Consider the following 24,108-nt stretch of genomic DNA (forward strand, 5'->3'; position numbering starts at 1 on the left):
TGTAGTTAGCCAACAAGCTGCTCAGCAACTCGTTGGGTACTTCATGTTTGCGTGAACTCATGGTGTCTCCAGGTCAGATGGCAGTTTCCTGCCGGTGACCCGTTTACACAAAATCTAGGACAGGCCCGGTGTGCCCGTGCCAGTCCTTCCATGAGGTGTTGATTGATCGAGATTTAGTGATCATCGGAAGGTCATTCCTGACGATTTCTTTACCGCGGGCATTGAAAGACGTTGCGGGACCCTCGGCGCTAGGGACGATGGAAACGCCTGCAACTGGAACGTGGTCGAGTCCCAACGTCGCTGCTTGGTCATCCGTTAGAGGCCCACTGAGCAGCCGAAACTTGGGCAGCCTCTCAATTGTGCTTCTGTAGACTGATAGTCCTCTCACTTGCTTGGGCATGCGCTACTCCTTGTGATGAGGAAGCGGGACAACCAAATCCGTGGAGCGAGAACCCTGATTGTTCTGGGGGGTGACTGCGTCAGTAGTCTATCGCGGGATAATACCAAGAGCAGCCCCCCTTTCAGGCGGATCGTCTTTCCAGGCATCGCCATGTATTTCCAGCTTGGGCCGATTCTTGGGATGGTTGGTGGACAACCCATTCGGCCGCGCAGACAATCACGCTCATTGCCGGGAACCGGGGGAATCTTGAATGGCATTTGACGTTGGAAAATGGCACGGGCGGGTCCTTTCCACCCCAGCCACTTACTCAAGGCTTGTTGACTTGGCTGAGCACCCGCCAGTCGTTGCCGAGTACAAGCGGTCTTTCTCCGTCCAGACCTTGGATGAGACGGGCTCGTTAGTGGCACTGGACGCGGATCGTCTCGACGAACAGATTCGAGAGGCCATCTACGGTGACGCGCTTTCCGCCATTGACCACTATTCTTCACTTATGGTCGTCACGGCTGCAACATACATAGAGAACATCATCCTTGAGTTCCTGATTGTTTACTTCACAGCTAAGCCGCAATCGATTCACGCTCATCTGATGCCGGGCTCGTCAAAGCGGGAGGAGGCATACGTCCCTCTTCGTGAGGTGTTGGCTGCCTCATCGTTGTCCGAGCTTCATTGCCAGCTCGCTCGCCGAGCTGCTCGCAATGCGTCAGATGGCTCGATCAAGAAGACACTTGATCGAGTCTTTAGGCTAACCGGACATTGTGTCCCGATCAGCGTCGCGGCCCCAATCTCTGAGATCGTATTGCTTCGCAATTCCATCGTGCATGAGGGAAGATCTCTGACCAAGGAAGCTGCTGCCATCGAGGAGAGGTTTTCCAGTGTGTACGCGCTTCTAAGAGAGTTGGCCCTGATCTGCAAGGCTGAGGGACTGCCTTACGTCGATGAGGGAGGATTGGTGGATCCACCCTCTCTAGATGAGATAGAACTTCTGGTTCCCTAGCCTAGATGTAGTTTTCCGGTGGGGCCGGTTTACGCGTTCGCAACTATGGTTGCCTGGGTTCTATCTTGTCTTCGCAGCGGCAACTTCATGTCGCTATCGCTACAATCTGACTTGGTGGGGATGCGCCCGATGAACAGTGTCAATTATCCCTGGACGGAAGCTTCGCTGTCGGATGCAATCGCGTTTGATTTCAACGTTGGTGATCCTGAGCTGCTTGCCAGCGAGGCCTCCGCGCATCGTCTCGGTGATCTTTTTATAGCGGAGGATAGGAGTACCGACGAGCAGAACAACTCTTCGCGAAGTCGCGTACTCCGGATGGTGGCTTCAGCTTTGCAGCTCCACCAGAGGCTGGACCTACCCAAGACCCCTTACAGTGCAATGATGGAGTTCGGTGATCGGCGGACAGCTATTGGATCGGATTGGAAGGGGTGTGGCGCAGTCCTGGATGAGTTGGGGAGACGGTCGCCCAATCCTGTGATCTCCGCTCGGCTTTTGGATCTTGCCTGGCTGGTCGAGCGGAGCCGTGTTGATGCTGGTAGAGCGGCCGTGCTTGCCTATGTTCGGGTAGCAGATGGGATGCTTACCCGAGAGCTTAGGCATCGGGATTACGATTCGGATCATCGTCCCATTAGCGAGGTCAAAAGTGCGCTTCGCAGAGGGCTTCAGATCTGTGAACTACTGCGCCTGCGCGAGAACGACTCCGATTTCATGGCGCTGAAAACTTTTTGCCTGGCGTCTGCCGATCAGTTTCAGTCTGAGGGCGACAGCCAAGGGCTGTTGGCCATGATGAACCTCGCCTTGGACTACGAGTTGGATCTGCCGGAGCGTTGTGCACCTCGTATGGAGGTAGCTGCACGCGGGTTCACTTCTGGAACCGACCCTCATTCTGTTTGCGATGCGCTTGTTGGTGCGGGTCGCGCGTGGCGCCGTGCGCAGGACACTGCCAACTACGAGAGATGCATGCTTGAAGCGAGCTGCCGTATGGCTGAGCATGGAAGGGCATTGGGCGGAAATTTGAGTGGGTCACACTTCGTACAGCAGGCCATTGACTTGCTGCGGGGTCTGTCTTCGTCTGATGCCAAGGCCTCTAAGCGCGAGCTTCGCATAGAGTTGATTCGGCTTCAGTCCGCTGCAGAGGATGAGTTCGGTACCTTCGAGTACTCGTTTGATCTGAGCGAGTTGGTCAAGGCTGTAAAGGATCGGACTCAGGGTCTCTCGATTGAGGAGGCTCTGTTCTTGCTTGCTGCTATCCACCGGCCCCGGCCTACTTCAGTCATTGAGGAAGAGGCAATGGAAGGGATGCGGAAGCATCCATTAGGGTCATTGTTCGGTGTTCAGCAGCACGATTCCGATGGCCATGTTCGATTCCGTTCTCCGGGAACGGACATGCGAAACATTGATCCTGCCGCATTGGAGCATGCTATCGCGAGGCAGGAGGGAATCTACCGAGAGACTGTAGTGCGGGGTCGGATCGCTGTCGTCGTATACCAGTTGGCCAGCGAGCACTCAGTAACACTTGACGAGGTCTTTCCTCTCTGCCGGGAAAGCCCATTCGTTCCTCCTGATCTCACGGAGACCTTTTCCAAGGGCATTCTGGCGTTTCTGCATGGTGATATGACGTCCGCCATGTTCATCCTGACTCCGCTGCTGGAGGCCTCGCTGGTCTATGTCCTGAAAGGACATGACGTCGATGTTGTTCGTCACGATGAGGATTCTGGAACACAAGAGGACATGAGCATTACGCAGTTGTACAAGAATCATCGCGGTGAGCTAGAGGCCATCTTCAGCGCGTCCGTGGTTGATGACATCGAGCGAGTGTTTCTTGCTCGATCCGGCCCGGGGCTTCGCCACGCCATCGCGCACGGAACGACAAGCGATGGCCAAGCCTACTCCGGTGATTCCATCTATGCTTGCTGGCTGATGTGGCATCTTTGCCTGGTCCCACTCTTCAAAGAACGCCTTGAAGCTCGCGGCAGCGGCTCTGAGGCGGATGCTACAGATTGAGGCCTTGATACCGAATGTCTCAGATCTAGAAGAGCTGCCCCTGGGGAGACTTTTCCTGAGGCGGTTGAAAGAGATGGGTGGCCAGCGCTGGCAGCCTGGTGAATCCGAGCTCACGATGCTTCTTCTCAAATCGTTTGCGGATCAGGTCGGCCACCGGGCCCGTTCCGGACATCCTGGTGCCGAAGCTGGCGTCGTACTCCTTTCCGCCATGCATCTGCCGCATCAAACTAAGCACGTGCTCGGCTCGATCCGGGTAGTGCAGCTCGAGCCACTCTCTCCAGATGTCCTTGATCTCGTTGGGCAGTCTGAGCAACACGTAGCCGGCGGCCTTCGCGCCATGCTCGTATGCGGCCTGAAGGATTGCTTCGAGGTCCTGGTCGGTGATCATGGGGATGACGGGCGCGATCAGAACGCCTACCGGCACTCCTGCCTCCTGCAGCTGTTTCATTGCCCGCAGCCTGGCGTGGGGAGCGGCGGCTCGTGGCTCGAGTTTTGCCGATAGCTTCCTATCGAGCGTGGTGACTGAGAAGTAGACCGTTACCAGCCGATCTTTGGCCATCGAGGCCAGCAAGTCGATGTCCTTGGTGATCAGAGCGCTCTTGGTGACGAAGCTCACCGGATGCTTTGCGTCAGCAAGCACCTCCAGGCATTGGCGTGTAATTTGATAGTTCCTTTCAATCGGCTGATAGCCGTCGGTGTTGATCCCCAACGCAATTGGGGCGCACTTGTAGTTCGACTTGCTGATCTCTGCTCGGAGTCGTTCAGGCGCGTTCGTCTTTGCAAACAGGCGCGTCTCGAAGTCCAAGCCGGGTGAGAGGCTGAGATAGGAGTGAGAAGGGCGTGCAAAGCAGTAGACGCACCCATGCTCGCACCCGCGGTACGGATTGACCGACGCGCTGAAGCCGACGTCGGGCGACGAGTTGCGGCTGATGACCGTCCGCGCTCGCTCTTCCTGTACCTGAGTTCGCAATCGCGGCTCGTCTTCCATCCCCTGATAGACGGACTCCCAGCCATCATCGACCCCTACGATTGCTGTGGTATCGAAGCGGCTTGGAACGCAAGATGCGGCACCTCTACCTTTGATGGGAACTTGTGCCTTTCGAGCATCCTGTTCCATATCGCCAACCCGGGAAGGACAGGCAGTTAGTATTATTGCTAACCACAGGTACTGCAACACCGGGAGATTCAGTTAGCTGTAGGCCACCCTTGGATCTGCAGAGTAGGTTCTTCCCAGGCTTATCCACAGCTATGACGTGCGGAAGACCTTCATTGGGAGCGTTCGCCGGCGAGTGACTTCGCTTCAGCCAGGAAGGTTTGCATCATTGCACGCGATCGGCGTGTTGCTGCGGGCAGGGGAATGCCCAGCTGTGCGCATAGCGACGTCGCGTACGCCATCTGTGCACCGGTGGGAGGCTTGATGTCCCAATCGGTGAGTTGAGGGATGAGCTTTGACAGCTCTTCGGCAAGGCGGTACTCGAAGCTTCTGGCCTGCCCCTCCTCCTCCTGCATTCGACGCACTTGCCTGACGACTTGCTCCCTGCCCAAGGGCGAGAAGGGGAGTTCAAGAGTGAACTCCAATTCCGGACATACGAGATAAAAGTTCATGAGTAAGACGCCCAGTACTTATAGATAGACTACCTTTAGAGGCGTAGTCTTTAAAGTACTGGAACCACAAGCTTCTTCGTATGGTCGAGCATACGAATCAAGCAAAACTTGCAGATGTGATCCGTGCGCATCGCGTTGCTCTGGGGCTCAGCCAGGAGGGCTTTGCCGATCACATCGAGATGCATCGCGCCTACTACAGCAAGATCGAACGCGGCGAAAAGAACGTTACTCTCGCCACTTTGGAGCGCGTGGCCGTTGGGTTGGGCACGTCGATGTCTGCCTTGTTACTCGCTGCAGAGCTCTGACTCTCCTTGCAATACACGAACGTTGACTAACTCGTCCTGGAACGACGAGTTGGTCGGGGCTTTCCACGCATTTCCTTCCACCCCATGTGTTCACTGTTTCCGCCTTAACTTATTGATCTATAGGCCTTTATCAATGAACAATTAGGGGGTATTGATACCGTGCTCACAACCGCGATACGGATTGACCGATTGGCTGAAACCCACGTCCGGCGAGTTGTTACGGCTGATGATGCTGCGCGCGGTTTCCGGGCGCACGTCGGTACGCAGCCTCGCGGCAGCGAATTCCTCGCTTTCATCGACTGCCCAGCCGTCATCGACGGCTTCGCTGGTCTGGGTTTCGAAACGGCCGGGCAGGTAGGTGCTGGCACCGCGGCCCTTGATCGGGGTAGGCATGCGCCTACCCTAACGCCGGCTTGTCGCAGGATGTGCGACAAGCCGTATTCACCCGACGCCTGCTTCAGCCAGCCTTGGGCTTGATCACCAAAGTGGCGCTCATGCCGGCGCTGAGCACGGCATCGGCCGGTACCGACTGCGGATCGATGCTGACCCGCACCGGCACGCGCTGCGCCAGCCGCACCCAGTTGAAAGTTGGCTCGACCTCGGCCAGCAGGTTGCTACTGGTCGGTCCGGCGGCATCGGCGATGCCGGTGGCAATGCCTTCGACCTTGCCCTGCAGGTGCACGCCACCGGCCATCAGGCGGATATCCACGGCATCACCGCGGTGGATTTTCGGCAGCTTGGTTTCCTCGAAGTAGCCATACACCCACATGCCTTCGCTGGCGACCAGCGCCATCCGTGCCTGGCCGGCAGCGGCGTAGTCGCCTACGCGTACGTCGAGGTTGGTGATGGTGCCGTCGGCGCTTGCGCGCACTTCGGTGCGGGCCAGTTCAAGCTGCGCCTGCTGCAGCGTCACCCGCGCCTGTTGCAGGGCGGCACTGGCCTGTTGGCTGCTGGCGCTTGCGGCATGCGCACTGGCCTGTGCCTGCTTCCAGCTGGCCTGAGCAGCCTGCGCCACGGCGCGTGCATCAGCCTGCGATTCACGCGAGACGATGCCGTCGAGCTGGGCGCGGCGCTGCGCCTGTTCCTGACGCATGCGGAACTCGGCCTGGCTGGCACTGGCACCAGCACTCGCCGCTGAGATCGACGCGCCAGCAGCGCGTGCAGCGGCTTCGGCGGCCTGCAGATCGGCTTCGGCCTTGGCGACCGCCAGTGCATAGCGGTCGCGGTCGATGACGAACAGCAGCTGGCCTTGCTTGACCAGCTGGTTGTCGTGCACGGCGACTTCGGTGACCAGGCCGGACACATCCGGCGCTATGCGCACCACTTCCGCACGCAGGCGCGCATCGCGCGTCCACGGGGTAAGCATGTATTGGTGCCAGACCACGTAGGCAAGCACTGCGGCAAGCAGCACCACCACGCTGGTGACACCGCCTCGTATCAGGCTGGCGGTTTTCATCGGTACATCCTCGATCAGGAAAAGTGTGGCAGGAACAACAACAAGGCCAGGCAGTAAACACTGGCAAACAGGGCAACGCGCACCAGCGAGGGGTGCAGCGCACGGCGGTACAGGCCAACCCGGCCCAGGCCGTAATCCAGCAGGCCGAACACCGGCAACAACAGCACCACCAGCACCAGCGCGCCGGGGAAATAGATGTCGCCGATGGAAACTTCAAACGGCATGGCGGGCCTCCTTCAGGCGTTGCTGGCGGCGCGAGCGCTGCACATAGGCAGCCAGCACCGAGGCGCTGTCGTCCAGGCTCATCCGCAACAGATACAGGTGATCACGCACGGCGCGCAGCGCCTGCGGTTGTGGGCCGACCAGTTCATCCAGTGCGGCATCCACGCTGGCCTTGGCATCGCGCAGGGTGCGCGCTTGTGGTTGGCGGTAGAGCTGGCCGAGCAGCGCCAGTGCCTTCTCAATCTGTGCGTGTAGCGTGGCTGGCAGTTGTTGCTCGGCCAGATCGTGGCGAAGGTCGATCGCACAATGGCCGGCTTCATGCACCAGCAAGGCCCATTCGAACAATTGCCGTGACGGTCGGCTGCCCGGTGCGGTGCGGCTGGCCACCTGCTGGAACAGTTCGCGGCTGACGCTTTCGAACTTCGGCAGCAGGCCGGGCAAGGGCGCGCTTACCGCCAACTGCACCTGCGCACGCAGGCGTTCCAGCAGGCGTCGCTGGCGTTGTTTGCTGCCAGGCAGGCCTGGCACCAGCATGAACACACCGGTGGCGATGAACGCGCCAACTGCCAGCGTCAGCGAGTTGTCCAGATAGGTCTGTGCGCTGGGGTGGAAATGCGGGCCCATGTTCCACGAGACCAGGATGCCGACGTTCAAGGCCATGCCGGTCACCGCGAAACGCGGCCGGGTGGAGATGTACAGCGAGGCGATCATCGATGGCAGGGTCAGCAGCACCAGCATCGGGAAGTTCGATGCCAGCGCCATGGCGATGAAGCCAGGCAGTGCGAAGAAGGGAGCGATCACGTGGCCAATGGTGGCGCGCCGCACTACCCACAACGGGTCTGGTGCCGCCGAAGACATCGCCACCAGCGCCGCCATGCCGAACACCGCCAAGCCGCCCTGGTTCCAGCTGCTGCTCAACCACAGCAGCGACAAGGCCAGCATCACCACGAAGCAACGCACGCCGGCCAGGGCAATCGCATACCAGTCGTTGGCGCGGGTGAAGCGCACTTTGCTCAAGCGCGGCGCGCGTGCGCGCAGGCGGCCGTTGCCGGTTTCCATCCGTGCCTTGGCGCCCAGATAGGCCTGCAGCTCTTCGGCGAAACGACGCACCAGCAAGGTGCTGGCGTCGAAACCGGGTTGCAGGTCCATCGGCAATGCGCGCCTTTCGCGGGCAAACACGCCGTCGAGTTGTCCACACCAATGCTGCAAGGCCTTGGCCAGGGCCGGCACGTCATCGCGTAGCGCGCTGTCGTCCAGCAGCTGCGACAGCGGCTTCAGGCTTGCCCGTATCGCCGCGAGCAGGGCGTCGTCCTTGCTGCGGCGCAGGCGATCGATATGGTGGTGCAGCGCCTGGAAGCGCGAGGTGGCCGCCATGAAGTGCTGGTTGATCAGCTTCAGCTGGCCGTTGTTGCTGCGCAGGATCGGGTCGTCGAACCAGGCCATGGCACGCAGGTCTTCAAAGTTGATCGCGCCTTGCACCACCCGGCTCTGGGTGCGCTCGATCACTTCAAAGCCGTGCAGGCGGCTGCCGATCGCATCGGCGACGAAGCCAAGGAAGTCGTTGAGGTTGCCGTCATCGGCTGCCCGCAGGCCGGCACGCAGGCGGTTGGGCCACAGCACGTCGAACACCACACTGCTCACCGCCATGCCGAGCAGCACCTCGCCGGTGCGCTCCAACGCGCTGTTGAGGATGTTCTGCGGGTGGCTGAGCACCGGGAACACGATCATCGCCACGGTGTAGCCGGACAGCACGAAGCCGTAGGACGCCATGCCGCGGCTCCACACCGAGCCGCCGGCACAGAAGCCGGCCCACAAGGCCATCACCGTCACCAGGGCAACCGGGCTTTGCGGGAACAGCGACACCATCAGCACCGCCATCGCACAGCCCACCACGGTACCAACGCCGCGGTAGAAGGCCTTGGCCAGCACCATGCCGGTATTGCGGTTCATCACCACCAGCACGGTGATCATCGCCGTGCCAGGCGAACTCATGCCCAGCCGCATCGCGATCCAGCCGGACAGGTACAAGGCCACCAGCACCTTGCCGATATACGCCCACACCGCGCGTTCGCCGCTCATTGCCTGGGCGAAGGCGTGCAGCCAGGTGTTGCCGTTGGAGCTGGGCGCGCCCGGCGTGTACTCAGCCGGTCGGGTGCTCATGGGTGTTGTTCCAGACCCATCAGGATGCGGGTCAGCACGGTTTCGGTGTGGCGCAGTTCGGCCGGCTCGACGCCGCTGAAGAAGCGCTGCAGCTGCTGGATCACCGCCGGCATCACCTGCTCGATCAGCTGCTCGCCGGCCGGGCTCAAACGCACCACCAGCTTGCGCCGGTCCTCGTCGCTGGGCTCACGGCTGACCAGGCCCTTGGCCAGCAGCTGGTCGATCAGGCGGGTGACGTTGGAGGACTTCTCGCTGGCGGCCTCGCTGATCTCCGACGGGCTCAGGCCCTGCTCGGAGCCGTCCAGCATCATCAGTACGTTGTATTCCGGATGGGAGATGCCGTATTCGCGCATCAGCTGGTTGCCGTGGTCGCAGAACAGCTTGTGCACAAGCTTGATCAACCGCGCCAGCATGGCCTGATCGCGCGGGAAACCGGGGTGGCGGGCACTGCTGATCGCCAGCTTCTGGTCGATGCTGGCGTAGCCGCCGGCGGCGGGAATGGGTTTGTCCATCCCGGTATATTACATTTATGTATTAAATGACGCAATGCACAAACTGAAGCGCGCCTTTGTGGGAGCGGTGTCAGCCGCGCAGCTGACCTTGCATCCACACGACGCGCACACCCAATCCCATGGCAGCCAAGCGCTTTCGGCACCGGAGCCAGCGGTGGCTTCGCGGCTCATGCCGCTCCCACAACAGCGCGGGTTACTTCATCGGCTAACGCATCGCAGTTTTTGTAGGAGCGGCGTCAGCCGCGAAGCTGGCCATCCCACCGCGCAGAGCGCATACCGATTTCATGGCTGCCAAGCGCTTTCGGCACCGGAGCCAGCTGTGGCTTCGCGGCTCACGCCGCTCCCACAAAAAAGACCGGTCCCTGCCGCCAGCGGCCATGGCTAGAATCGGCGGATGCGCGAAGCCCTCCAAGACCTGTGGACAAGTCTGTCCAGCATTCCCCACGTCGCCCAGATCCTGGCCGCCGCCTATGTCACCTATCTGCTGGTGCTGGCCTGCTACATCGTGCTGCAGAAGCGCGAGCCGGTCGCCACGCTGAGCTGGATCCTGTCGCTGGCGGCGCTGCCGTATATCGGCCTGTTCGTGTTCTACCTGTTCGGCCCGCAGAAGATCGTGCGCCAGCGCCTGCGCCGTGGTCGTTCGCGCGAAGGGATGAGCACCTATGACGCAGTGTGTCCGCCCGATGCCAACTGCACCGAGCTGGCGCGGGTAGGGCAGGCCACCACCGGGCTGTCGCCTAGCACCGCGACCGACGTCGACTGGTTGCTGGATGGGGCGGCGACCTATGCCGCCATCATCGACGCCATTGGCAAGGCGCGCCGCCACGTCAACCTGGAGTACTACATCTTCGAACCGGACCATGCCGGCACCGCCATGCGCGACGCGCTGGTGGAACGCGCCCGCGCTGGCATCAAGGTGCGCTTGCTGCTGGATGCGGTGGGTTCGTCGAAAGTCGGCAGGAAGTTCCTGCAGCCACTGTTAGAGGCGGGCGCGGACGTTGCCTGGTTCCATCCACGCCAGCTGCTCAAGCCACTGAAGCGGCCGTGGCTGAACATGCGCACCCACCGCAAGCTGGTGGTGGTGGATGGCGAGGTCGCCTTCACCGGCGGCATCAATGTCACCGACGAGGAAGACGACAGCCGCAACCCGAATGCCTATCGCGACCTGCATATGCGCATCCGCGGGCAGGTTGTCCACAGCCTGCAGCTGGTGTTCCTTGAGGACTGGATCTACGCCACCGAACAGGGCCCGGAGCTGTTCGAGCGCGGCGACCTGTTCCCGGCCGATGTGCCTACCCGCGCGCAGGGCAGCATCGATGCGCAGGTGCTGGTGTCCGGCCCGGATTCGGCCTGGGAGCCCATCCATCGCCTGCATGTAGCCGCCATCCAGGAGGCCAAGCGCCGCGTCTGGCTGGTGACGCCGTATTTCGTCCCCGGCGAGGCGGCGCGCATGGCGCTGACCTCGGCTGCACTCGGTGGCCTGGACGTGCGCCTGATGGTTCCGAAGCAAAGCGATTCCAGGTTCGTCACCCTGGCTGCGCGCTCCTATTTCGATGAATTGCTGGAAGCCGGCGTGCGCATCTTCGAGTACGGCCCGCGCATGCTGCACAGCAAGGCCTTCATCGCCGATGACGACACCTGCATCGTCGGCACCGCCAACTTCGACCACCGCAGTTTCCGGCTCAATTTCGAGCTGTCGATGATGTACACCGACCTCAAGCTCACCGGCGAACTCGAAGCCATCCTGCGGGCCGAATTCGACAGTGCCGAGGAAGTGCAGTTGCTCCGCGACCGCTCGCTGTGGCGCAAGCGCCTGCCAGAAGCCTTCGCGCGCCTGGCATCACCATTGCTATAGGTCAGGGCCGCCGGCAAGGCGCTGCACTGGCTTGATTCCGGCCGAAATGCCCTGAACGAAGTCCGCTTGTTTCGCTGAACCTACCGGCTGTCCGGTACAGCGGCCAAACCCCTGTCCATGCATGGAATCAGTGCTGCCAGCGCCGTTACACTGCACGCCTCTGACAGGGAGATCGTCATGTACTGGCTGTTTCTATTGCTCGCGCTTGGCGCGTTTGTGCTTGCCTTTTCCACCACCCATAGCGGGCTGCTGGTGTTGGCCCTGCTGGCTGCATTGGTGTTTCTCGTGCTGTGGGCGAAGGGTCTGTACGTCTCCCGCTTCAGCGGTGTGAGTTCGGCACCGCGCCCCCTGCATGCTGCTGAACTGCAGGCGCTGCGCGCCCAGCTTCAGCCCAAAGCCGATCCCGCCGCTGACGCAGCAGTCACCCCGCCTGTGCAGGCACCCGCAAGTCCCGCAGCCGGCGACCGCGAGCTGCCGCAGCCATGACCGTGCTCAGCGTCAACGTCAACAAGATCGCGGTGCTGCGCAATTCGCGCGGTGGCAATGATCCGGATGTGGTGCGGGCAGCAATGACCTGCCTGCGCGCGGGCGCCCATGGCATCACCGTGCACCCGCGTCCCGACCAGCGCCACATCCGCGCTGCAGACGTGCTGCTGCTGTCCGCGCTCACCCAGCAGCACGGGGTGGAGTTCAATATCGAAGGCAATCCGTTCACACCGGCGCGCGAGGGCTACCCCGGCCTGCTTGAGCTGTGCGAACAGACCCGCCCGGCGCAGGCGACGTTGGTGCCCGATAGCGATGGCCAGCTGACCTCCGATCACGGTTTCGACTTCGGCCGTGATGGTGAGCGGCTGCGCCCACTGATCGCCACCCTGAAATCCTATGGCTGCCGGGTCAGCCTGTTCGTCGATGCCGGCAATCCGGATATCGCCCAGGCCGCCGTGCTCGGTGCCGATCGCGTCGAGTTATACACAGGACCCTATGCAGAGGCGCATGCGGCGGGTAACCCTTGGGAATCCCTGGCGCTGTTCGCCGATGCGGCCCGCCGCGCCCAGGCCGCAGGCTTGGGCGTCAACGCCGGCCATGATCTGTCGCAGGCCAATTTGACCGCGTTTCTGGCCCACGTCCCCAATGTGTTGGAAGTTTCCATCGGCCACGCCCTGATCAGCGAAGCCTTGTATAGCGGGCTGGAAGCCAGCGTGGCGGGCTATCTCGCAGCCATTGCCGAAGCCGAAGACCTGCACGGCTAAGCGTGGCTGGGGCCACTCCAAAGCGCGGCGGCTGGCATCCGTCGCCGCGCTGCTTCAGAACTGACAAGCGGTACCGGCCCATCTGGCAGCGCGCCTGCAATGCAACGGACCTCCTCTTACGTGAGTTGGGTGAAATTGCATCCACACACTTATCCACATACGTTTCCACAACGTTTCGTAGGGATATGACTGAACCGCTCAGCATTGTGGATAGGCAGAAAACGCCGCTTGCAAGCAACCCGGAACCTGGTGTGTGCTGACTCCCGGACGCGGCCGCCTGATAGCTTATCCACAGGCTTTTGGCCGATGAAAAGTCCCTCGCGCGCTGCGTCGTAGTTGCCCCTCTCAGCCGGAATGGTCGAGTCTTGATTGCGGATAGGCCCAGTCGCCAGTGCTGATTGGCGATTTTCTTCGCCGATCTGACTCTGCTCGACCACGGCCGAAAAAGCTCTTTTAGCTGGAATTAGCGATATTTATCCGCCATTTGCCGGAAAATAACGGCGGCAGTCTCCAAACCCTACCTGACAACAGCTCGATGCCCACGCGGCGATTACTGGGAATGAGACACGGCGTGACAGTCGCATGCAAAGGATGATGCAAACACGCCAGTCGTCCTGCCCAAGCGGTCAGTGGTAATGGTTATCCACATGCTTTGTGAAAAAGTCAGGGCAGGGCTTCGTGCGGAAAGAGGCCCTTCCAATCCGAGTTATCCACAGTGCCAGGCAGGCTTTCGCGATCACATTGCAATCAAGGGCAATCCGTCTCCACGTGGATCACTTCGAAGTAATCCACAGGTGAGGGGGACTTCCTTCAAGTTCTGGACTGCAGCAAGGCACTATCCACAGGCTGCTGTGGATAATCCGCTGCGATGACGAGCGCACGGGAACGCGTGCCTCCTCCACGGCGGAGACCCAGAACTGCAAGCGCGATTTCTTCGGACACAAGCGGCGTTTCGTAGAGCGCTGCCGGGCCCCCTCGTGACCCTGTCCTTCTGACTTCGGAAAACCATCGATCAGCCAATAGACCGATGACGATCCGCGCTCTGCGTCCCGCCGCTTGTCCAATCTGGCGCAAGAACGGGCGGGGCAGCAAATCGGTGCTTCGCACGCAGCCCTCTCAGCCCGTAAACGGAAGAACGGAAGGAGGCTCGATCTGATCGTTCGCCGCGATGCGCGCGCGGAAAAACGACAAAAAAAAAACGCCCCCGCAAGGAGGGCGTTTTCCAGTCGCGTCATGACTTGGTGTTGCAGTATTGCTTACTGCACGAAGCCAATCTTCTTCATCTGAGCGTTCTTCGCCTGGGCCAGGATCTTGGCCATGACGTCGTACTCCGAATCCGGGCTTGCTTCGATGCGAAGTTCCGGCTGGTTGGTCGGATCCTTCTGTACTTCTTCTTCCATCTTCTGCTGCAGGTCGCCCACGTTCACCGGACTGTTGTTCCAGTAAACCTGGTTGCTGGCGTCGACGCGGAGGTCGATCGGCGGCGGCGGCTCACGCAGCTGCGGCGGCGGGTTGATGACCCGCTGCGGCAGATCCACGGCGATCGGATACGTCATGATCGGCGCGGTCACAATGAAGATGATCAGCAGAACCAGCATCACGTCCACGAGGGGCGTGACGTTGATGTCGGCCATTGGGCCCCTGTTTCCACCACTACTGAATGCCATGGCTTATTGCCCCTTTTCTTTGGTGGCAACGAAACCGACGTCCAGCATGCCCTGGCCCTGCGCGATCTTGGTGACCTCGTTGATCACCTTCATCTTGGTGGTCTTGTCACCACGCAGATTCAGCGGCGGCTGCGGCGTCTGCTGGGCAGCAGTCGCGAAACGCGACTCCAAGGTCTCCTTCGAGACCTCTTCGTCGTTCCAGTAGAGCTTGCCGTCTTCCTTGACCGCCACCGTAATCGGATTCTTGCGATCAGGCGCATCTTCCGGGTTCTGGATCAGGTTGGCTTCCGGCAACTCCACCTTGACCTTGTGGGACATCAGGGGAGCCGTGATGATGAAGATGATCAGCAGCACCAGCATCACGTCCACGAGGGGAGTGACGTTGATGTCGGCCATTGGGCCGCTGCTGTTACCACTACTGAAAGCCATAACGGGCTCCGTCTATATCGTTGCGAAGACTTACTAAAGCTGCCGGATTAGCGAACGCGCGAACCGGTGGCGAAGAAGTCGTGCAGATCGTGAGCGAAGGTGTCGAACTTGCTGACAGTCGCGCTGTTGATCTTGCTGAAGAAGTTGAAGGCGAACACGGCCGGGATAGCCACGAACAGACCGATGGCGGTCATGATCAGTGCTTCACCCACCGGGCCGGCAACGGCGTCGATCGAGGCCGAACCGGTTGCACCGATCTTGATCAGCGCGCCGTAGATGCCCCACACGGTACCCAGCAGACCCACGAACGGAGCGGTTGCACCGACGGTGGCCAGCAGGATCATGCCGCCCTGCAGCTTGTTGGATTCGCGGGTCACGGCCTGACGCAGGGCGCGGTCAACGAATTCCGAACGGCTCAGGGTTTCCGAAGCACCAGCCTGCTGGTGGTGGGCAGCAGCCTGGGCTGCGTCCAGAGCGATCTTGGAGAACGGCTCCGAAGCCGGCTGCTCTTCCATGGCGCGGATGGCGTCCTGTGCGTTCGGGGCATCCCAGAACTGCGACGGCACGCGATCAGCAGCCGACTTCAGGCGAGCGGTGCGGAAGATGTTGATGACGGTCCAGTACCAGGACATGGCCGACATGATCACCAGGGTCAGCAGAACAACCCAGGAGACGGCGAAGTCGCCCGGCTTGGTGGTCATTTCGTGGATCAGATGCTCGAAGCCCATCTGCGAGAGAGCGTTGTTTGCGTTGCCCCCGGCAGCAGCGGCGATGAAAATTTCCTGCAGCATGACGCTTACCTTTGTTGTGTGTGGTGTTAAAGGGTGTAGCTAATGTTGACCTGACCTGGTGGCGGCTATCAAAGCCGCCCCTTGGATCAGCTCAGCGCAAAGTTGACCGGGACGCGGACGCGACCAGCTGCCTTCGATCCACCGCTCTGGGCGGGGTTGAACTTCCACTTGCGCGCCGCTTCCATTGCAGCTCGGTCGAGGTCGCGGTTGCGGCTGGACTTCTCGACAGACACATTGGTGACGTTGCCGCTGGCATCGACATCAATGATCAGGATGACCTCGCCCTGGATACCGGCACGGAATGCAGCCGGCGGGTAACGCGGCGGGTTCATGGCCTTGGACGAGATGTCGACGCTGGCCTGGATATCAACCGGCGGTGACGGCGGCGTCGGCGGCGACGGCGGCGTGACCACGTCATTCGGACGCGGTTCCGGCACGTCGATCACCGGTGCTTCCGGCGGCGGCGGCAGCGGCGATTGCTTCGGCGGCGCCAGGTTCTTTACCGGCGGCGGCGGGGTGTCCTGCGGCGGCGGCGGCGGCGGCGGCGGCGGTGGCGGCGGCGGAGCGTCGACCAACGTCACCATGACGTTGCGTTCCTTCTCCGCAGCTGCCTTGGGGGCAACGGCCGGGATCAGGAGCATCATCAGGGCTGCGAGATGCAGTGCGATTACAAATGCGATACCCGCGATGCGGGGCCAGCTGAGGCCCGTCTCTTTCTGGGTGTCATACCTGTGGTGGAAGACCAGTTGTTCCGTCATGCGCCAAGAACTCTTTAGTGGGGTCGGGGCGGTGGTGTGAAGCCGCCCCTGATTCAGCGGTGCATGACACCGCAGGAACCTCCAAGCTTATACCAATCCTGACCAGCTGCGCATCTAAATTGCAGCCGTTCAGGCGTTATTCCTGCTTACTTCAGGTTGATGATTTTGTTTGCATCTGCCGGGTTTTTGACACCCTTGGCCAATGCGTCACGCGCTGCCTGCTTGGCTTCCGGAATACGCCCTTCCGAGTGCAGAACCTTTGCCAGATTCAGGTAGGTTTCACCATCCTTGGACAGCGGGGCCGCGTTCTTCCAGGCTTCGATCGCCTGCGGCACCTGCTCGGTGTAGTAGTACGACTGTGCCAGCGCCAGATAGGTCTGGTAGTCCGGCTTGAGGATGCCCTTGGAGATACCCTCGTTGATCACCGCAATGACGTCCCGTTCCTTGTTGTCGGTGTTGGCGTAGATCGAATACAACTGCTTGTATTCGCGCTCTTCGGTGAGCTGCCCGGCCGCACGCAGCTTGTCCATCACTGCGGCAGCCTTGTCCATCTGGTCTGCCTGCATGTACATGCTGGCCAGGTTGAGCTGGGCCTTCTTGTCGGCCGGGTTCTTGGCCGCCAGTGCCTCGGCTTCCTTCACTGCCTCACCGGTCTGGCCGGCTTCGGAGTAGGCCGCCATCAGCAGCTGGTTCCAGTTGTCCTTCGGCTCGGGCGCGGCAGCGATGGCCGCCTTCAGCACCGGAATAGCCTCGGCATACTTTTCGCTCTGGTACAGCGCCTGGCCCTTGATGATCAGTTCTTCGGGCTTGTTCGACTTCGACTCGGCGAAGTATTTGTCCAGGTTGGCCAGGCCTTCCACCAGCTGGTCATCCTGCAGCTGCAGCTGGGCCAGCATCAACATCGCCTGGTAGTGGCCGTTGTTGTCCAGCTGGTTCAGCGCGATTGCCTGCTGCAGATACTGCTTGGCAGCGGCATTGTCGTCGAGGTTGTAAGCGCCCTGCGAGGCCAGCTGGTTGGCAACGGCCTTGTCGTAATCGTTGGCATCCGGCGAAGCGATGATCTCATCGGCCAGGGTGCGGGTTTCCGCGAATTCCTGCTTGTTGTAGGCGGCAAACAGCTTGTTGAGCTTGCTGCCCATCTTCGAGGAGGCCTTGCCCTTGGGGTCCACGCGGGTAGCTTCCGGGTACAACACTTCAGCCTTGGCACTGTCCTTGTTGCCCCGACGCTCGGACGAGCGCGACTGCGCCGCAGCGTCAGCGACGACAACACCGCCCAATGCAGTGGCGATGAGGATGGAGAGCACGGCGTGCTTTTGGCTGCGGAAGATCATGTTTCACCTCGAAGGGGCCGCCGGGGCGGTAGAAATTCAAACTCTCGGAACGGGACCGAGCACGCAAACGTATCAGAAATTATTTGACGGAGAAATCACTTCTGATGGTGTACTGCAGCATTTTCCTACAACTAACCACAGCGTGGGACTACACCAGAGCGCCTAGCCTGCTGAAATACAGGCTCAAGCGCAGGTGTATCACGTTGCAACTCACGGATTCGATTGGCCGGGTCTGGATGGGTGGAAAGCCATTGCGGAGAGCGATTTCCGCTGGCTGCCATCATGTTCTGCCATAGATTCACAGCTTGTGAGGGGTCAAACCCGGCCTGTGCCATCAGCCGTTGCCCCACCACGTCAGCCTCACTTTCCTGGGTGCGGGAACCAGGCAGCAGGATCAGACCTTGCGCGCCCATTCCGCCGAATTGATTGACCGCACTTGCGGCGGTATCGCCGTAGGCTGCGCCAGCCAGCGCGCCCAGAATCCCCAAGCCCACCTGCGTACCTTGTTGCCGGGTCAACCGCTCTTCGTGGTGGCGCGAGATAACGTGGCCGATTTCATGACCGATCACCGCAGCCAGCTGATCCTGGTTCTTGGCCACGGTGAAAATGCCGGTGTTCACGCCAACCTTGCCGCCGGGCAGGGCGAAGGCGTTGGGTTCCTTGTCGACGAATACGGCGGTCTCCCACCGTACGCCATGGTATTGCTGTGGCAACTTCGCCACCAGGGCATTGACCACGCATTGCACGTAGGCGTTCTGTTTGGCGTCGCGGTTGAGGGTTTGCTTGGCCTTGGTTTCAGCAAAGGCCTGCGCGCCGAGCTGATCCAGCTGCTGCTGGGAAACGCCACCTATGACCTGACGTCGCCCGGTAGGCGAGGTGGTGGTGGCGCATGCGCTGAGCAACAGCGCGGCAACAACGGCTAGTCCGACAGCTTTCATCCGGGATCCCCTCGTTCACATCTGCAGTGTGCGAGTGTCTTGCTTAATTTTTCGTCAATCGCCGGCAGCTTTATTGCGTGCCGAACAGCACCATCGCCGCCAAGGCAACCGCATTGTTCAGCGCATGGGCGATTACCGCCGCCCACAGCGTTCCTGTCCTGCGATAAACCCATGCAAACGCAGCGCCCATGCCGCCGTATATCAACCACAGCTGCAGCATCGCCGGAAAGCTGTTGGGGCTGGTGCCGGGGATCTCGTGCACCAGGGCAAATGCCAAGCTGCTGAGCACGATGCCCAGCAGGGGACGGTTGGCGGCCCACAGGCGTCCGAACAACACGCGACGGAACAATAATTCTTCGTAAGCCGGCGCCAACACCACCGCGAAGACGATCAGGAACAATGGGTATTGCGTCCACGCCTGCTGCATCAGCAACAGGTTGGTTGGCACCGGCTCCACGCCCATCTGCTTGGCAACCCAGCCAATCCCGCTGCTGCCAAGAAAAACACCGGTAGCGACAACTGCGATCCAACCCCAGGTCGATGCACGGCGCATGGCCTGATGCGATTGCGCACGCTCAGCCGGAGTGGCGCGACGGCGCAGGAAGTAAAGCAGCAATGCCGCACCACCGGTGGATACCAGTGCAATCAGCATCTGCGGCAAGGCTCCGGGCGTGCCCAAAGCGGTTGCCAGCTCTGCTGCTGCCGGCGCAGCACCATCGCGCGCAGCCTGCATGCCAACTTCGACGCCACGCCACAGCGCCCACACCAGACCGCCCAGCACACTCAGGAACAACAGCGTGGCAATGCCGATCAACAGATCCAGGGCAAAGCCGAGCAGCGGCGAACCAGATTTGGAGAGGGCAGGGGAAGAAGGGGAGAGCGGTACGTCGGGAAGAGTGGACATCGCGGACCTTGCAGTGGCTCGATGAAAAGTGGGCGCCGTTGCCGGCGCCCACACTGACGGTTGCGCTGGATCAGATATCCAGGTTGGTTACCTTCAGCGCATTGCTCTCGATGAAATCACGACGCGGTTCCACCACATCGCCCATCAAGGTGCTGAAGATCTGATCGGCTTCAACAGCGTCTTCGATGCGGACCTGCAATAGACGGCGCGTATCCGGGTTCACCGTGGTGTCCCACAGCTGCTCTGGGTTCATTTCACCCAGGCCCTTGAAGCGCTGGATCTGGCGTCCCTTCTTGGCCTCTTCCATCAACCAGGCCTGTGCCTGCGCGAAACCGGTGATCTCGGCAGACTTGTTACCGCGATTGATGGTGGCGCCTTCGCGTACCAGCCCATGCAGCAACTGCGATGCCACGTGCAGCTGACGCAGTTCGCCGGATTCAAATGCAGCCAGCGGCAGCACCTGGGTGTGTTCCTCACCCATGTGACGACGCGTGACCAGCACCGCAGCCGGACGCTGCTCATTCGGTTCCTGCAGGACCAGGCTGAAACGCGGCGTGCCCAGGCTGCCCTGGTTCAGGCGCTTGGCCAACGCTGCCAGGCCTTCGTTCTCGCCGGCGCTGCGCAGGTGCTCAAGATCCATCGGAGTGAAATCGACCAGCGTCTCCAGCAGGCTGCGGTCATAGCGGTGCGCGTTGCGGTTGATGGTTTCCTGCGCAGCTGCGTAGGTCATCAACAGCTTTTCCAGGGCCACGCCCTCGATCGGCGGTTCGCCAGCAGCCGGAATCAGCGCCGCGTTTTCCACTGCGTTATTGGCCAGATAAGCATCCAGCGCCGGGTCATCCTTCAGGTACAACTCGGTCTTGCCCTGCTTGATCTTGTACAGCGGCGGCAGGCCGATATACACAAAACCACGCTCGATCAGCTCCGGCATCTGCCGATAGAAGAACGTCAACAGCAGCGTACGGATGTGCGCACCGTCGACGTCGGCGTCGGTCATGATGATGATCTTGTGGTAACGCAGCTTGTCCGGGTTGTACTCATCGCGGCCGATGCCGGTGCCCAGTGCGGTGATCAGGGTACCGACCTGGTCGGAGGACAGCATGCGGTCGAAGCGGGCACGTTCCACGTTGAGGATCTTGCCGCGCAAGGGCAGCACCGCCTGGTTCTTGCGGTTGCGGCCCTGCTTGGCCGAGCCACCTGCCGAATCACCCTCGACGATGAACAGTTCGGACAGCGCAGGATCCTTTTCCTGACAGTCGGCCAGCTTGCCCGGCAGGCCAGCGATATCCAGTGCGCCCTTGCGGCGGGTCAGGTCGCGGGCCTTGCGCGCGGCTTCACGGGCACGCGCGGCATCGACGATCTTGCCAGCAATAGCCTTGGCTTCGTTCGGGTTTTCCTGCAGGAACTCTTCGAGCTTGGCGCCGAAGGTGCTTTCCACCGCCGGCTTGACGTCGGAGCTGACCAGCTTTTCCTTGGTCTGGCTGGAGAAGCTCGGGTCCGGTACCTTCACCGACAACACGGCGATCATGCCTTCACGCATATCGTCGCCGGTGAAGCTGATCTTGGCTTGCTTGGCGATGCCGCTCTGCTCGATGTAGTTGTTGAGCGTGCGGGTCAACGCGGCGCGGAAGCCGGCAAGGTGGGTACCGCCGTCCTTCTGCGGGATGTTGTTGGTGAAGCAGTACATCGTTTCCTGGTAGGAATCGGTCCACTGCAACGCAACCTCGACCACGATGCCATTGGCTTCGCCGGTTACCGCGATGACATTCGGGTGCAGCGGGGTCTTCACCTGCGCCAGGTGCTCCACGAAGCTCTTGATGCCACCTTCGTAGTGGTAATCGTCGCGACGGCCTTCGCCGCGCTCATCCACCAAGGTGATGTTGACGCCGGAATTCAGGAAGGACAGCTCGCGCAGACGACGGGCCAGAATCTCGTAGTGGAATTCGACGTTACCGTGGAATGCCGTCACCGACGGCCAGAAGCGCAGCATGGTGCCGCGGCGATCACTGGTTTCCAGCTGCTTGAGCGGAGTAACCGCGGCGCCGTCGGCGTATTCCTGCTGGTAGTGGAAGCCACCCTGGAAGATATCCAGCAACAGCTTCTGCGATAGCGCATTGACCACGCTGACGCCGACGCCGTGCAAGCCACCAGAAACCTTGTAGCTGTTGTCGTCGAACTTGCCGCCTGCGTGCAGGACGGTCATCACCACTTCGGCAGCGGAGACTTCGCGATCGAGCTTCTGGCTCATCTGCGCATGCTTGCCGACCGGGATACCGCGGCCGTTGTCTGCCACCGACACCGAGCCATCGGCATGGATGGTGACCAGTACGTTGTCGGCATGACCGGCGAGGGCTTCGTCGATGGAGTTGTCGACAACCTCGAACACCATGTGGTGCAGGCCAGTGCCGTCATGGACGTCGCCGATGTACATACCGGGACGCTTGCGAACAGCCTCCAAGCCTTCCAATGCGGTGATGCTGTTAGCGTCGTAATTGCCGTTGTTGACCGGGGTGTTCTGTTCTTCGCTCATTGCGCTTGCCGTAGGCTCCGCAGGTCATGCGCCATTCCGTGGAACGGGCATGAGAGATAGGGGATGACGTTCCGATTATACCTGCCGGGGGAATTTCCGCCCTGAAGGCTCAACTCACGGCATTGATGGTGCCATGTTCCACGTGGAACACAGCCGCCGGACGCAGTTCTGCTTGCAGCGCAGCGGGTGTTTCGGTTGCGGTGATGAATATCTGCGCAGGCGTTGCCGCCAGATACTGCAGAACGCGGTGTTGGTGATTGCGGTCCAGCTCCGAACCCAGGTCATCCAGGGCGATTACCGGCCATTCGCCACGTTGGCTGGCGTAATCGTCGGCCTGCCCCAACAAGCAGGCCAGAGCGGTGAGCTTCGCTTGCCCACGCGATAGCGCGTCACGGCCAGGAATCTGCGTGAAACCAACGCTCCAGTCGGCCCGGTGCGGGCCAACCGAGGTATAGCCAGCGCTACGGTCGCGCTCGCGGGCCAACAACAGGGCATCGCCCAACGACATTTCGTGCCGGCGCCAGCCTGGCTGCAGTTCCAGGGTACTCATCTGCAGGCCTGGAGCCAGATCTGCAGCGATTGCGACCGCTCGATCCTGCAAACGCTCCAGGTAGTGTTGGCGACGAGAGGTAAGGGGAGCGCCAGCCTCGGCCAGCTCCCAATCCCAGGCATCCAGCTGTTTGCCAGGGGCGCCCATCTTCAACAGCGCATTCCGCTGCTTCAAGGCCCGCGTGTAGCGCCGCCAGAGGGGAAGAAAGTCAGGTTCCACGTGGAACAATCCCCAATCGATGAAGCGTCGACGGGGTTCACTGCCGCCGCTGACCAGCGCATGGCTGCCCGGTTCAAAGGTGACAACAGCCAGCGCAGCGCAGAGATTGCCCAGTTGCGCCACGTCTTCGCCGTCCAAGCGGCCTTTCCAGACCTGTCCGCTGTGCCGCAACCCTGCCCGACGCGTTGAGACGCCGAGTTCTGCGTCGCTACGCTCCTGCCACTCGACAAAAACATCCAGATTCTCAGCGCCTTTCTGCACCAGTCCGTCCCGGACCCGGCCTCGGAAGCTGCGGCCATAGGCCATCAGGTGCAGGGCCTCGAGCACGCTGGTCTTGCCCGCGCCATTGGCGCCGGTAATCAGGTTGATTCCAGGACGGGGAGCCAGTTCCACTGAATCGAACCGACGCACGCGGTTCAAGGCAACACGGACGATATGCATTGACGCTCGAAAGAAAGCACGACGCCAGCACGGGGGCCGTGGCTGGCCATGCGCAGCTTAAAGCATCCACCAAGTTCGAGCAGCCCGGTTAGCGAATCTGCGCGATCGCTGCTCCAACATCGATAGGTGCCACGTGGAACATCACCGGATTTCTTCAAATCTGAGTAGTGCTCTGGGCACCAGCTCTGCAGATTTCACGAAAACACGGTCTGTTTTTTGGCATGTATAGGTTCGGGCACAAACCCTGTGTATAAGTGGGGCAATCTGTGGATAAGATTGGCCTTATAAGCCCACCTCGACCTTATCCACAGATATCCACAGGCTTGAAGCCCTGTTTTACAGGGGGTTTCAAGGCCAATAAGGCAATGTAAAACAAGCACTTAAGGTAGTTTTACATAAAATCTGCTCCTACCATCACCACCAAGCTTTTGATTTATTCTCAGATTTAAAGCATAGAGCTGAGAAAACAGGCAGCCAGGAGGAGCTAAAAACCAGAGCTGTGAATCGTTGAATTCTGGCCACTGGGATCAAGCTGCTGGTTTCAGATTTCAAGAAATTCGAGGCTGAGCTGAGGCGGTAGCCACCTCCGCCTCGATAACTCTTGGAGCCAGCTCCGGAATGGGGGCTGATTTTTTGAATTCTGAGAAACCGGGCAGGGTCCAAGCTCCCGGATTTAATGGATTTGGCCGCTTGCCTGGCTCTTCCGATCGGACATGACGCTCGGAAACACGGAGAACCTCGAACCGCTGATCTTTGATCTCGTTAGACAACACGAAGGATCAGCGGA

The 24,108-nt window shown here is 60.6% G+C and carries 21 protein-coding genes and 1 pseudogene; 6 read left to right on the forward strand and 16 right to left on the reverse strand.

All coding sequences use genetic code 11. The features are described 5' to 3' along the window. Positions 1–650: 650 nt before the first annotated feature. Together QMX78_RS08320 and QMX78_RS08325 are read left to right on the forward strand one after the other, a co-directional pair. The gene (locus QMX78_RS08320; RefSeq protein WP_282268351.1) at positions 651–1,394 is read left to right on the forward strand and encodes a hypothetical protein; all 744 of its coding nucleotides are present in this window, start codon (positions 651–653) and stop codon (positions 1,392–1,394) included. Positions 1,395–1,523: 129 nt separating this feature from the next. Beyond that, entirely contained in the window at positions 1,524–3,398 is a 1,875-nt protein-coding gene (locus QMX78_RS08325; protein ID WP_282268352.1) for a hypothetical protein, read from the forward strand. Between the two features lie 25 nt (positions 3,399–3,423). Here the strand turns inward: QMX78_RS08325 and QMX78_RS08330 are convergent, their stop codons facing one another. Both QMX78_RS08330 and QMX78_RS08335 read right to left on the reverse strand, forming a co-directional pair. Beyond that, the gene (locus QMX78_RS08330; protein ID WP_282268354.1) at positions 3,424–4,515 is read right to left on the reverse strand and encodes a PA0069 family radical SAM protein; all 1,092 of its coding nucleotides are present in this window, start codon (positions 4,513–4,515) and stop codon (positions 3,424–3,426) included. A gap of 149 nt (positions 4,516–4,664) precedes the next feature. Beyond that, complete coding sequence (locus tag QMX78_RS08335; protein ID WP_128095372.1) at positions 4,665–5,003, reverse strand: hypothetical protein; 339 nt, start codon at positions 5,001–5,003, stop codon at positions 4,665–4,667. Between the two features lie 80 nt (positions 5,004–5,083). Between QMX78_RS08335 and QMX78_RS08340 the strand changes: the two genes are divergently transcribed. After that, positions 5,084–5,308 carry a helix-turn-helix transcriptional regulator gene (locus QMX78_RS08340; protein WP_282268356.1) on the forward strand — a complete coding sequence of 75 codons (225 nt, stop codon included), beginning with the start codon at positions 5,084–5,086 and terminating at the stop codon, positions 5,306–5,308. A 156-nt stretch (positions 5,309–5,464) separates the two neighbouring features. Here the strand turns inward: QMX78_RS08340 and QMX78_RS08345 are convergent. The 5 genes and pseudogenes from QMX78_RS08345 to QMX78_RS08365 all read right to left on the reverse strand — a co-directional run. Then, positions 5,465–5,701: pseudogene (locus QMX78_RS08345) on the reverse strand (radical SAM protein); the annotation flags it as partial. Between the two features lie 64 nt (positions 5,702–5,765). Continuing rightward, positions 5,766–6,764: an HlyD family secretion protein gene (locus QMX78_RS08350; RefSeq protein ID WP_282268357.1), complete on the reverse strand. Its 999-nt coding sequence runs from the start codon at positions 6,762–6,764 to the stop codon at positions 5,766–5,768. Positions 6,765–6,778: 14 nt separating this feature from the next. After that, positions 6,779–6,988, reverse strand: coding sequence for a DUF1656 domain-containing protein (locus QMX78_RS08355; RefSeq protein WP_282268358.1), 210 nt, complete (start codon positions 6,986–6,988; stop codon positions 6,779–6,781). Then, positions 6,978–9,146 carry an FUSC family protein gene (locus QMX78_RS08360; protein WP_282268360.1) on the reverse strand — a complete coding sequence of 723 codons (2,169 nt, stop codon included), beginning with the start codon at positions 9,144–9,146 and terminating at the stop codon, positions 6,978–6,980. Before QMX78_RS08360 ends, QMX78_RS08355 begins: the two co-directional genes overlap by 11 nt. Beyond that, the gene (locus QMX78_RS08365; protein ID WP_282268362.1) at positions 9,143–9,658 is read right to left on the reverse strand and encodes a MarR family transcriptional regulator; all 516 of its coding nucleotides are present in this window, start codon (positions 9,656–9,658) and stop codon (positions 9,143–9,145) included. The genes QMX78_RS08360 and QMX78_RS08365 overlap by 4 nt, the downstream gene beginning before the upstream one ends. A 394-nt stretch (positions 9,659–10,052) precedes the next feature. Here QMX78_RS08365 and cls point away from each other — a divergent pair, with 394 nt between their 5' ends. The 3 genes from cls to QMX78_RS08380 all read left to right on the forward strand — a co-directional run bounded on the left by cls (position 10,053) and on the right by QMX78_RS08380 (position 12,763). Beyond that, entirely contained in the window at positions 10,053–11,513 is a 1,461-nt protein-coding gene (gene cls / locus QMX78_RS08370; RefSeq protein WP_282268363.1) for a cardiolipin synthase, read from the forward strand. 177 nt (positions 11,514–11,690) lie between these two features. Next, positions 11,691–11,999 carry a hypothetical protein gene (locus tag QMX78_RS08375; protein ID WP_282268364.1) on the forward strand — a complete coding sequence of 103 codons (309 nt, stop codon included), beginning with the start codon at positions 11,691–11,693 and terminating at the stop codon, positions 11,997–11,999. Further along, positions 11,996–12,763, forward strand: coding sequence for a pyridoxine 5'-phosphate synthase (locus QMX78_RS08380; RefSeq protein WP_282268366.1), 768 nt, complete (start codon positions 11,996–11,998; stop codon positions 12,761–12,763). The genes QMX78_RS08375 and QMX78_RS08380 overlap by 4 nt, the downstream gene beginning before the upstream one ends. A gap of 1,256 nt (positions 12,764–14,019) precedes the next feature. On the opposite strand, the gene QMX78_RS08385 is transcribed toward QMX78_RS08380, so the two are convergent. The 9 genes from QMX78_RS08385 to recF form a co-directional block, all read right to left on the reverse strand. Then, entirely contained in the window at positions 14,020–14,430 is a 411-nt protein-coding gene (locus QMX78_RS08385; RefSeq protein ID WP_282268368.1) for a biopolymer transporter ExbD, read from the reverse strand. A gap of 3 nt (positions 14,431–14,433) precedes the next feature. Continuing rightward, positions 14,434–14,859, reverse strand: a complete 426-nt coding sequence (locus QMX78_RS08390; protein ID WP_282268370.1) for a biopolymer transporter ExbD — start codon at positions 14,857–14,859, stop codon at positions 14,434–14,436. Positions 14,860–14,906: 47 nt separating this feature from the next. Further along, positions 14,907–15,650 carry a TonB-system energizer ExbB gene (gene exbB / locus QMX78_RS08395; protein WP_057629874.1) on the reverse strand — a complete coding sequence of 248 codons (744 nt, stop codon included), beginning with the start codon at positions 15,648–15,650 and terminating at the stop codon, positions 14,907–14,909. An 86-nt stretch (positions 15,651–15,736) separates the two neighbouring features. Next, entirely contained in the window at positions 15,737–16,294 is a 558-nt protein-coding gene (locus QMX78_RS08400; protein WP_282268371.1) for an energy transducer TonB, read from the reverse strand. Between the two features lie 260 nt (positions 16,295–16,554). After that, positions 16,555–17,739 carry a tetratricopeptide repeat protein gene (locus QMX78_RS08405; RefSeq protein ID WP_282268373.1) on the reverse strand — a complete coding sequence of 395 codons (1,185 nt, stop codon included), beginning with the start codon at positions 17,737–17,739 and terminating at the stop codon, positions 16,555–16,557. 131 nt (positions 17,740–17,870) lie between these two features. Then, a complete protein-coding gene (locus tag QMX78_RS08410; RefSeq protein WP_282268375.1) occupies positions 17,871–18,677 on the reverse strand; it encodes a M48 family metallopeptidase in 807 nt (268 codons plus the stop codon). A 70-nt stretch (positions 18,678–18,747) separates the two neighbouring features. Beyond that, positions 18,748–19,581, reverse strand: a complete 834-nt coding sequence (locus QMX78_RS08415) for a CPBP family intramembrane glutamic endopeptidase (RefSeq protein WP_282268377.1) — start codon at positions 19,579–19,581, stop codon at positions 18,748–18,750. 70 nt (positions 19,582–19,651) lie between these two features. Beyond that, entirely contained in the window at positions 19,652–22,111 is a 2,460-nt protein-coding gene (gene gyrB, locus QMX78_RS08420; RefSeq protein ID WP_282268378.1) for a DNA topoisomerase (ATP-hydrolyzing) subunit B, read from the reverse strand. A gap of 109 nt (positions 22,112–22,220) precedes the next feature. Next, positions 22,221–23,321: a DNA replication/repair protein RecF gene (recF, locus tag QMX78_RS08425; protein WP_282268379.1), complete on the reverse strand. Its 1,101-nt coding sequence runs from the start codon at positions 23,319–23,321 to the stop codon at positions 22,221–22,223. Between the last annotated feature and the right edge of the window lie 787 nt (positions 23,322–24,108).

The organism is Stenotrophomonas sp. PS02298 (genome assembly GCF_029959445.1).
GTDB lineage: Bacteria > Pseudomonadota > Gammaproteobacteria > Xanthomonadales > Xanthomonadaceae > Stenotrophomonas.

What these genes read in the sequence shown, in the direction of transcription:
- QMX78_RS08405 (WP_282268373.1), bottom strand. Translation starts at nt 17,739, where the DNA reads ATGATCTTCCGCAGCCAAAAGCACGCCGTGCTCTCCATCCTCATCGCC.
- QMX78_RS08360 (WP_282268360.1), bottom strand. Translation starts at nt 9,146, where the DNA reads ATGAGCACCCGACCGGCTGAGTACACGCCGGGCGCGCCCAGCTCCAAC.
- QMX78_RS08330 (WP_282268354.1), bottom strand. Translation starts at nt 4,515, where the DNA reads ATGGAACAGGATGCTCGAAAGGCACAAGTTCCCATCAAAGGTAGAGGT.
- QMX78_RS08385 (WP_282268368.1), bottom strand. Translation starts at nt 14,430, where the DNA reads ATGGCATTCAGTAGTGGTGGAAACAGGGGCCCAATGGCCGACATCAAC.
- QMX78_RS08365 (WP_282268362.1), bottom strand. Translation starts at nt 9,658, where the DNA reads ATGGACAAACCCATTCCCGCCGCCGGCGGCTACGCCAGCATCGACCAG.
- recF (WP_282268379.1), bottom strand. Translation starts at nt 23,321, where the DNA reads ATGCATATCGTCCGTGTTGCCTTGAACCGCGTGCGTCGGTTCGATTCA.
- exbB (WP_057629874.1), bottom strand. Translation starts at nt 15,650, where the DNA reads ATGCTGCAGGAAATTTTCATCGCCGCTGCTGCCGGGGGCAACGCAAAC.
- QMX78_RS08340 (WP_282268356.1), top strand. Translation starts at nt 5,084, where the DNA reads ATGGTCGAGCATACGAATCAAGCAAAACTTGCAGATGTGATCCGTGCG.
- QMX78_RS08400 (WP_282268371.1), bottom strand. Translation starts at nt 16,294, where the DNA reads ATGATGCTCCTGATCCCGGCCGTTGCCCCCAAGGCAGCTGCGGAGAAG.
- QMX78_RS08410 (WP_282268375.1), bottom strand. Translation starts at nt 18,677, where the DNA reads ATGAAAGCTGTCGGACTAGCCGTTGTTGCCGCGCTGTTGCTCAGCGCA.
- QMX78_RS08380 (WP_282268366.1), top strand. Translation starts at nt 11,996, where the DNA reads ATGACCGTGCTCAGCGTCAACGTCAACAAGATCGCGGTGCTGCGCAAT.
- QMX78_RS08320 (WP_282268351.1), top strand. Translation starts at nt 651, where the DNA reads ATGGCATTTGACGTTGGAAAATGGCACGGGCGGGTCCTTTCCACCCCA.
- QMX78_RS08390 (WP_282268370.1), bottom strand. Translation starts at nt 14,859, where the DNA reads ATGGCTTTCAGTAGTGGTAACAGCAGCGGCCCAATGGCCGACATCAAC.
- QMX78_RS08335 (WP_128095372.1), bottom strand. Translation starts at nt 5,003, where the DNA reads ATGAACTTTTATCTCGTATGTCCGGAATTGGAGTTCACTCTTGAACTC.
- QMX78_RS08325 (WP_282268352.1), top strand. Translation starts at nt 1,524, where the DNA reads ATGAACAGTGTCAATTATCCCTGGACGGAAGCTTCGCTGTCGGATGCA.
- QMX78_RS08415 (WP_282268377.1), bottom strand. Translation starts at nt 19,581, where the DNA reads ATGTCCACTCTTCCCGACGTACCGCTCTCCCCTTCTTCCCCTGCCCTC.
- QMX78_RS08375 (WP_282268364.1), top strand. Translation starts at nt 11,691, where the DNA reads ATGTACTGGCTGTTTCTATTGCTCGCGCTTGGCGCGTTTGTGCTTGCC.
- cls (WP_282268363.1), top strand. Translation starts at nt 10,053, where the DNA reads ATGCGCGAAGCCCTCCAAGACCTGTGGACAAGTCTGTCCAGCATTCCC.
- gyrB (WP_282268378.1), bottom strand. Translation starts at nt 22,111, where the DNA reads ATGAGCGAAGAACAGAACACCCCGGTCAACAACGGCAATTACGACGCT.
- QMX78_RS08355 (WP_282268358.1), bottom strand. Translation starts at nt 6,988, where the DNA reads ATGCCGTTTGAAGTTTCCATCGGCGACATCTATTTCCCCGGCGCGCTG.
- QMX78_RS08350 (WP_282268357.1), bottom strand. Translation starts at nt 6,764, where the DNA reads ATGAAAACCGCCAGCCTGATACGAGGCGGTGTCACCAGCGTGGTGGTG.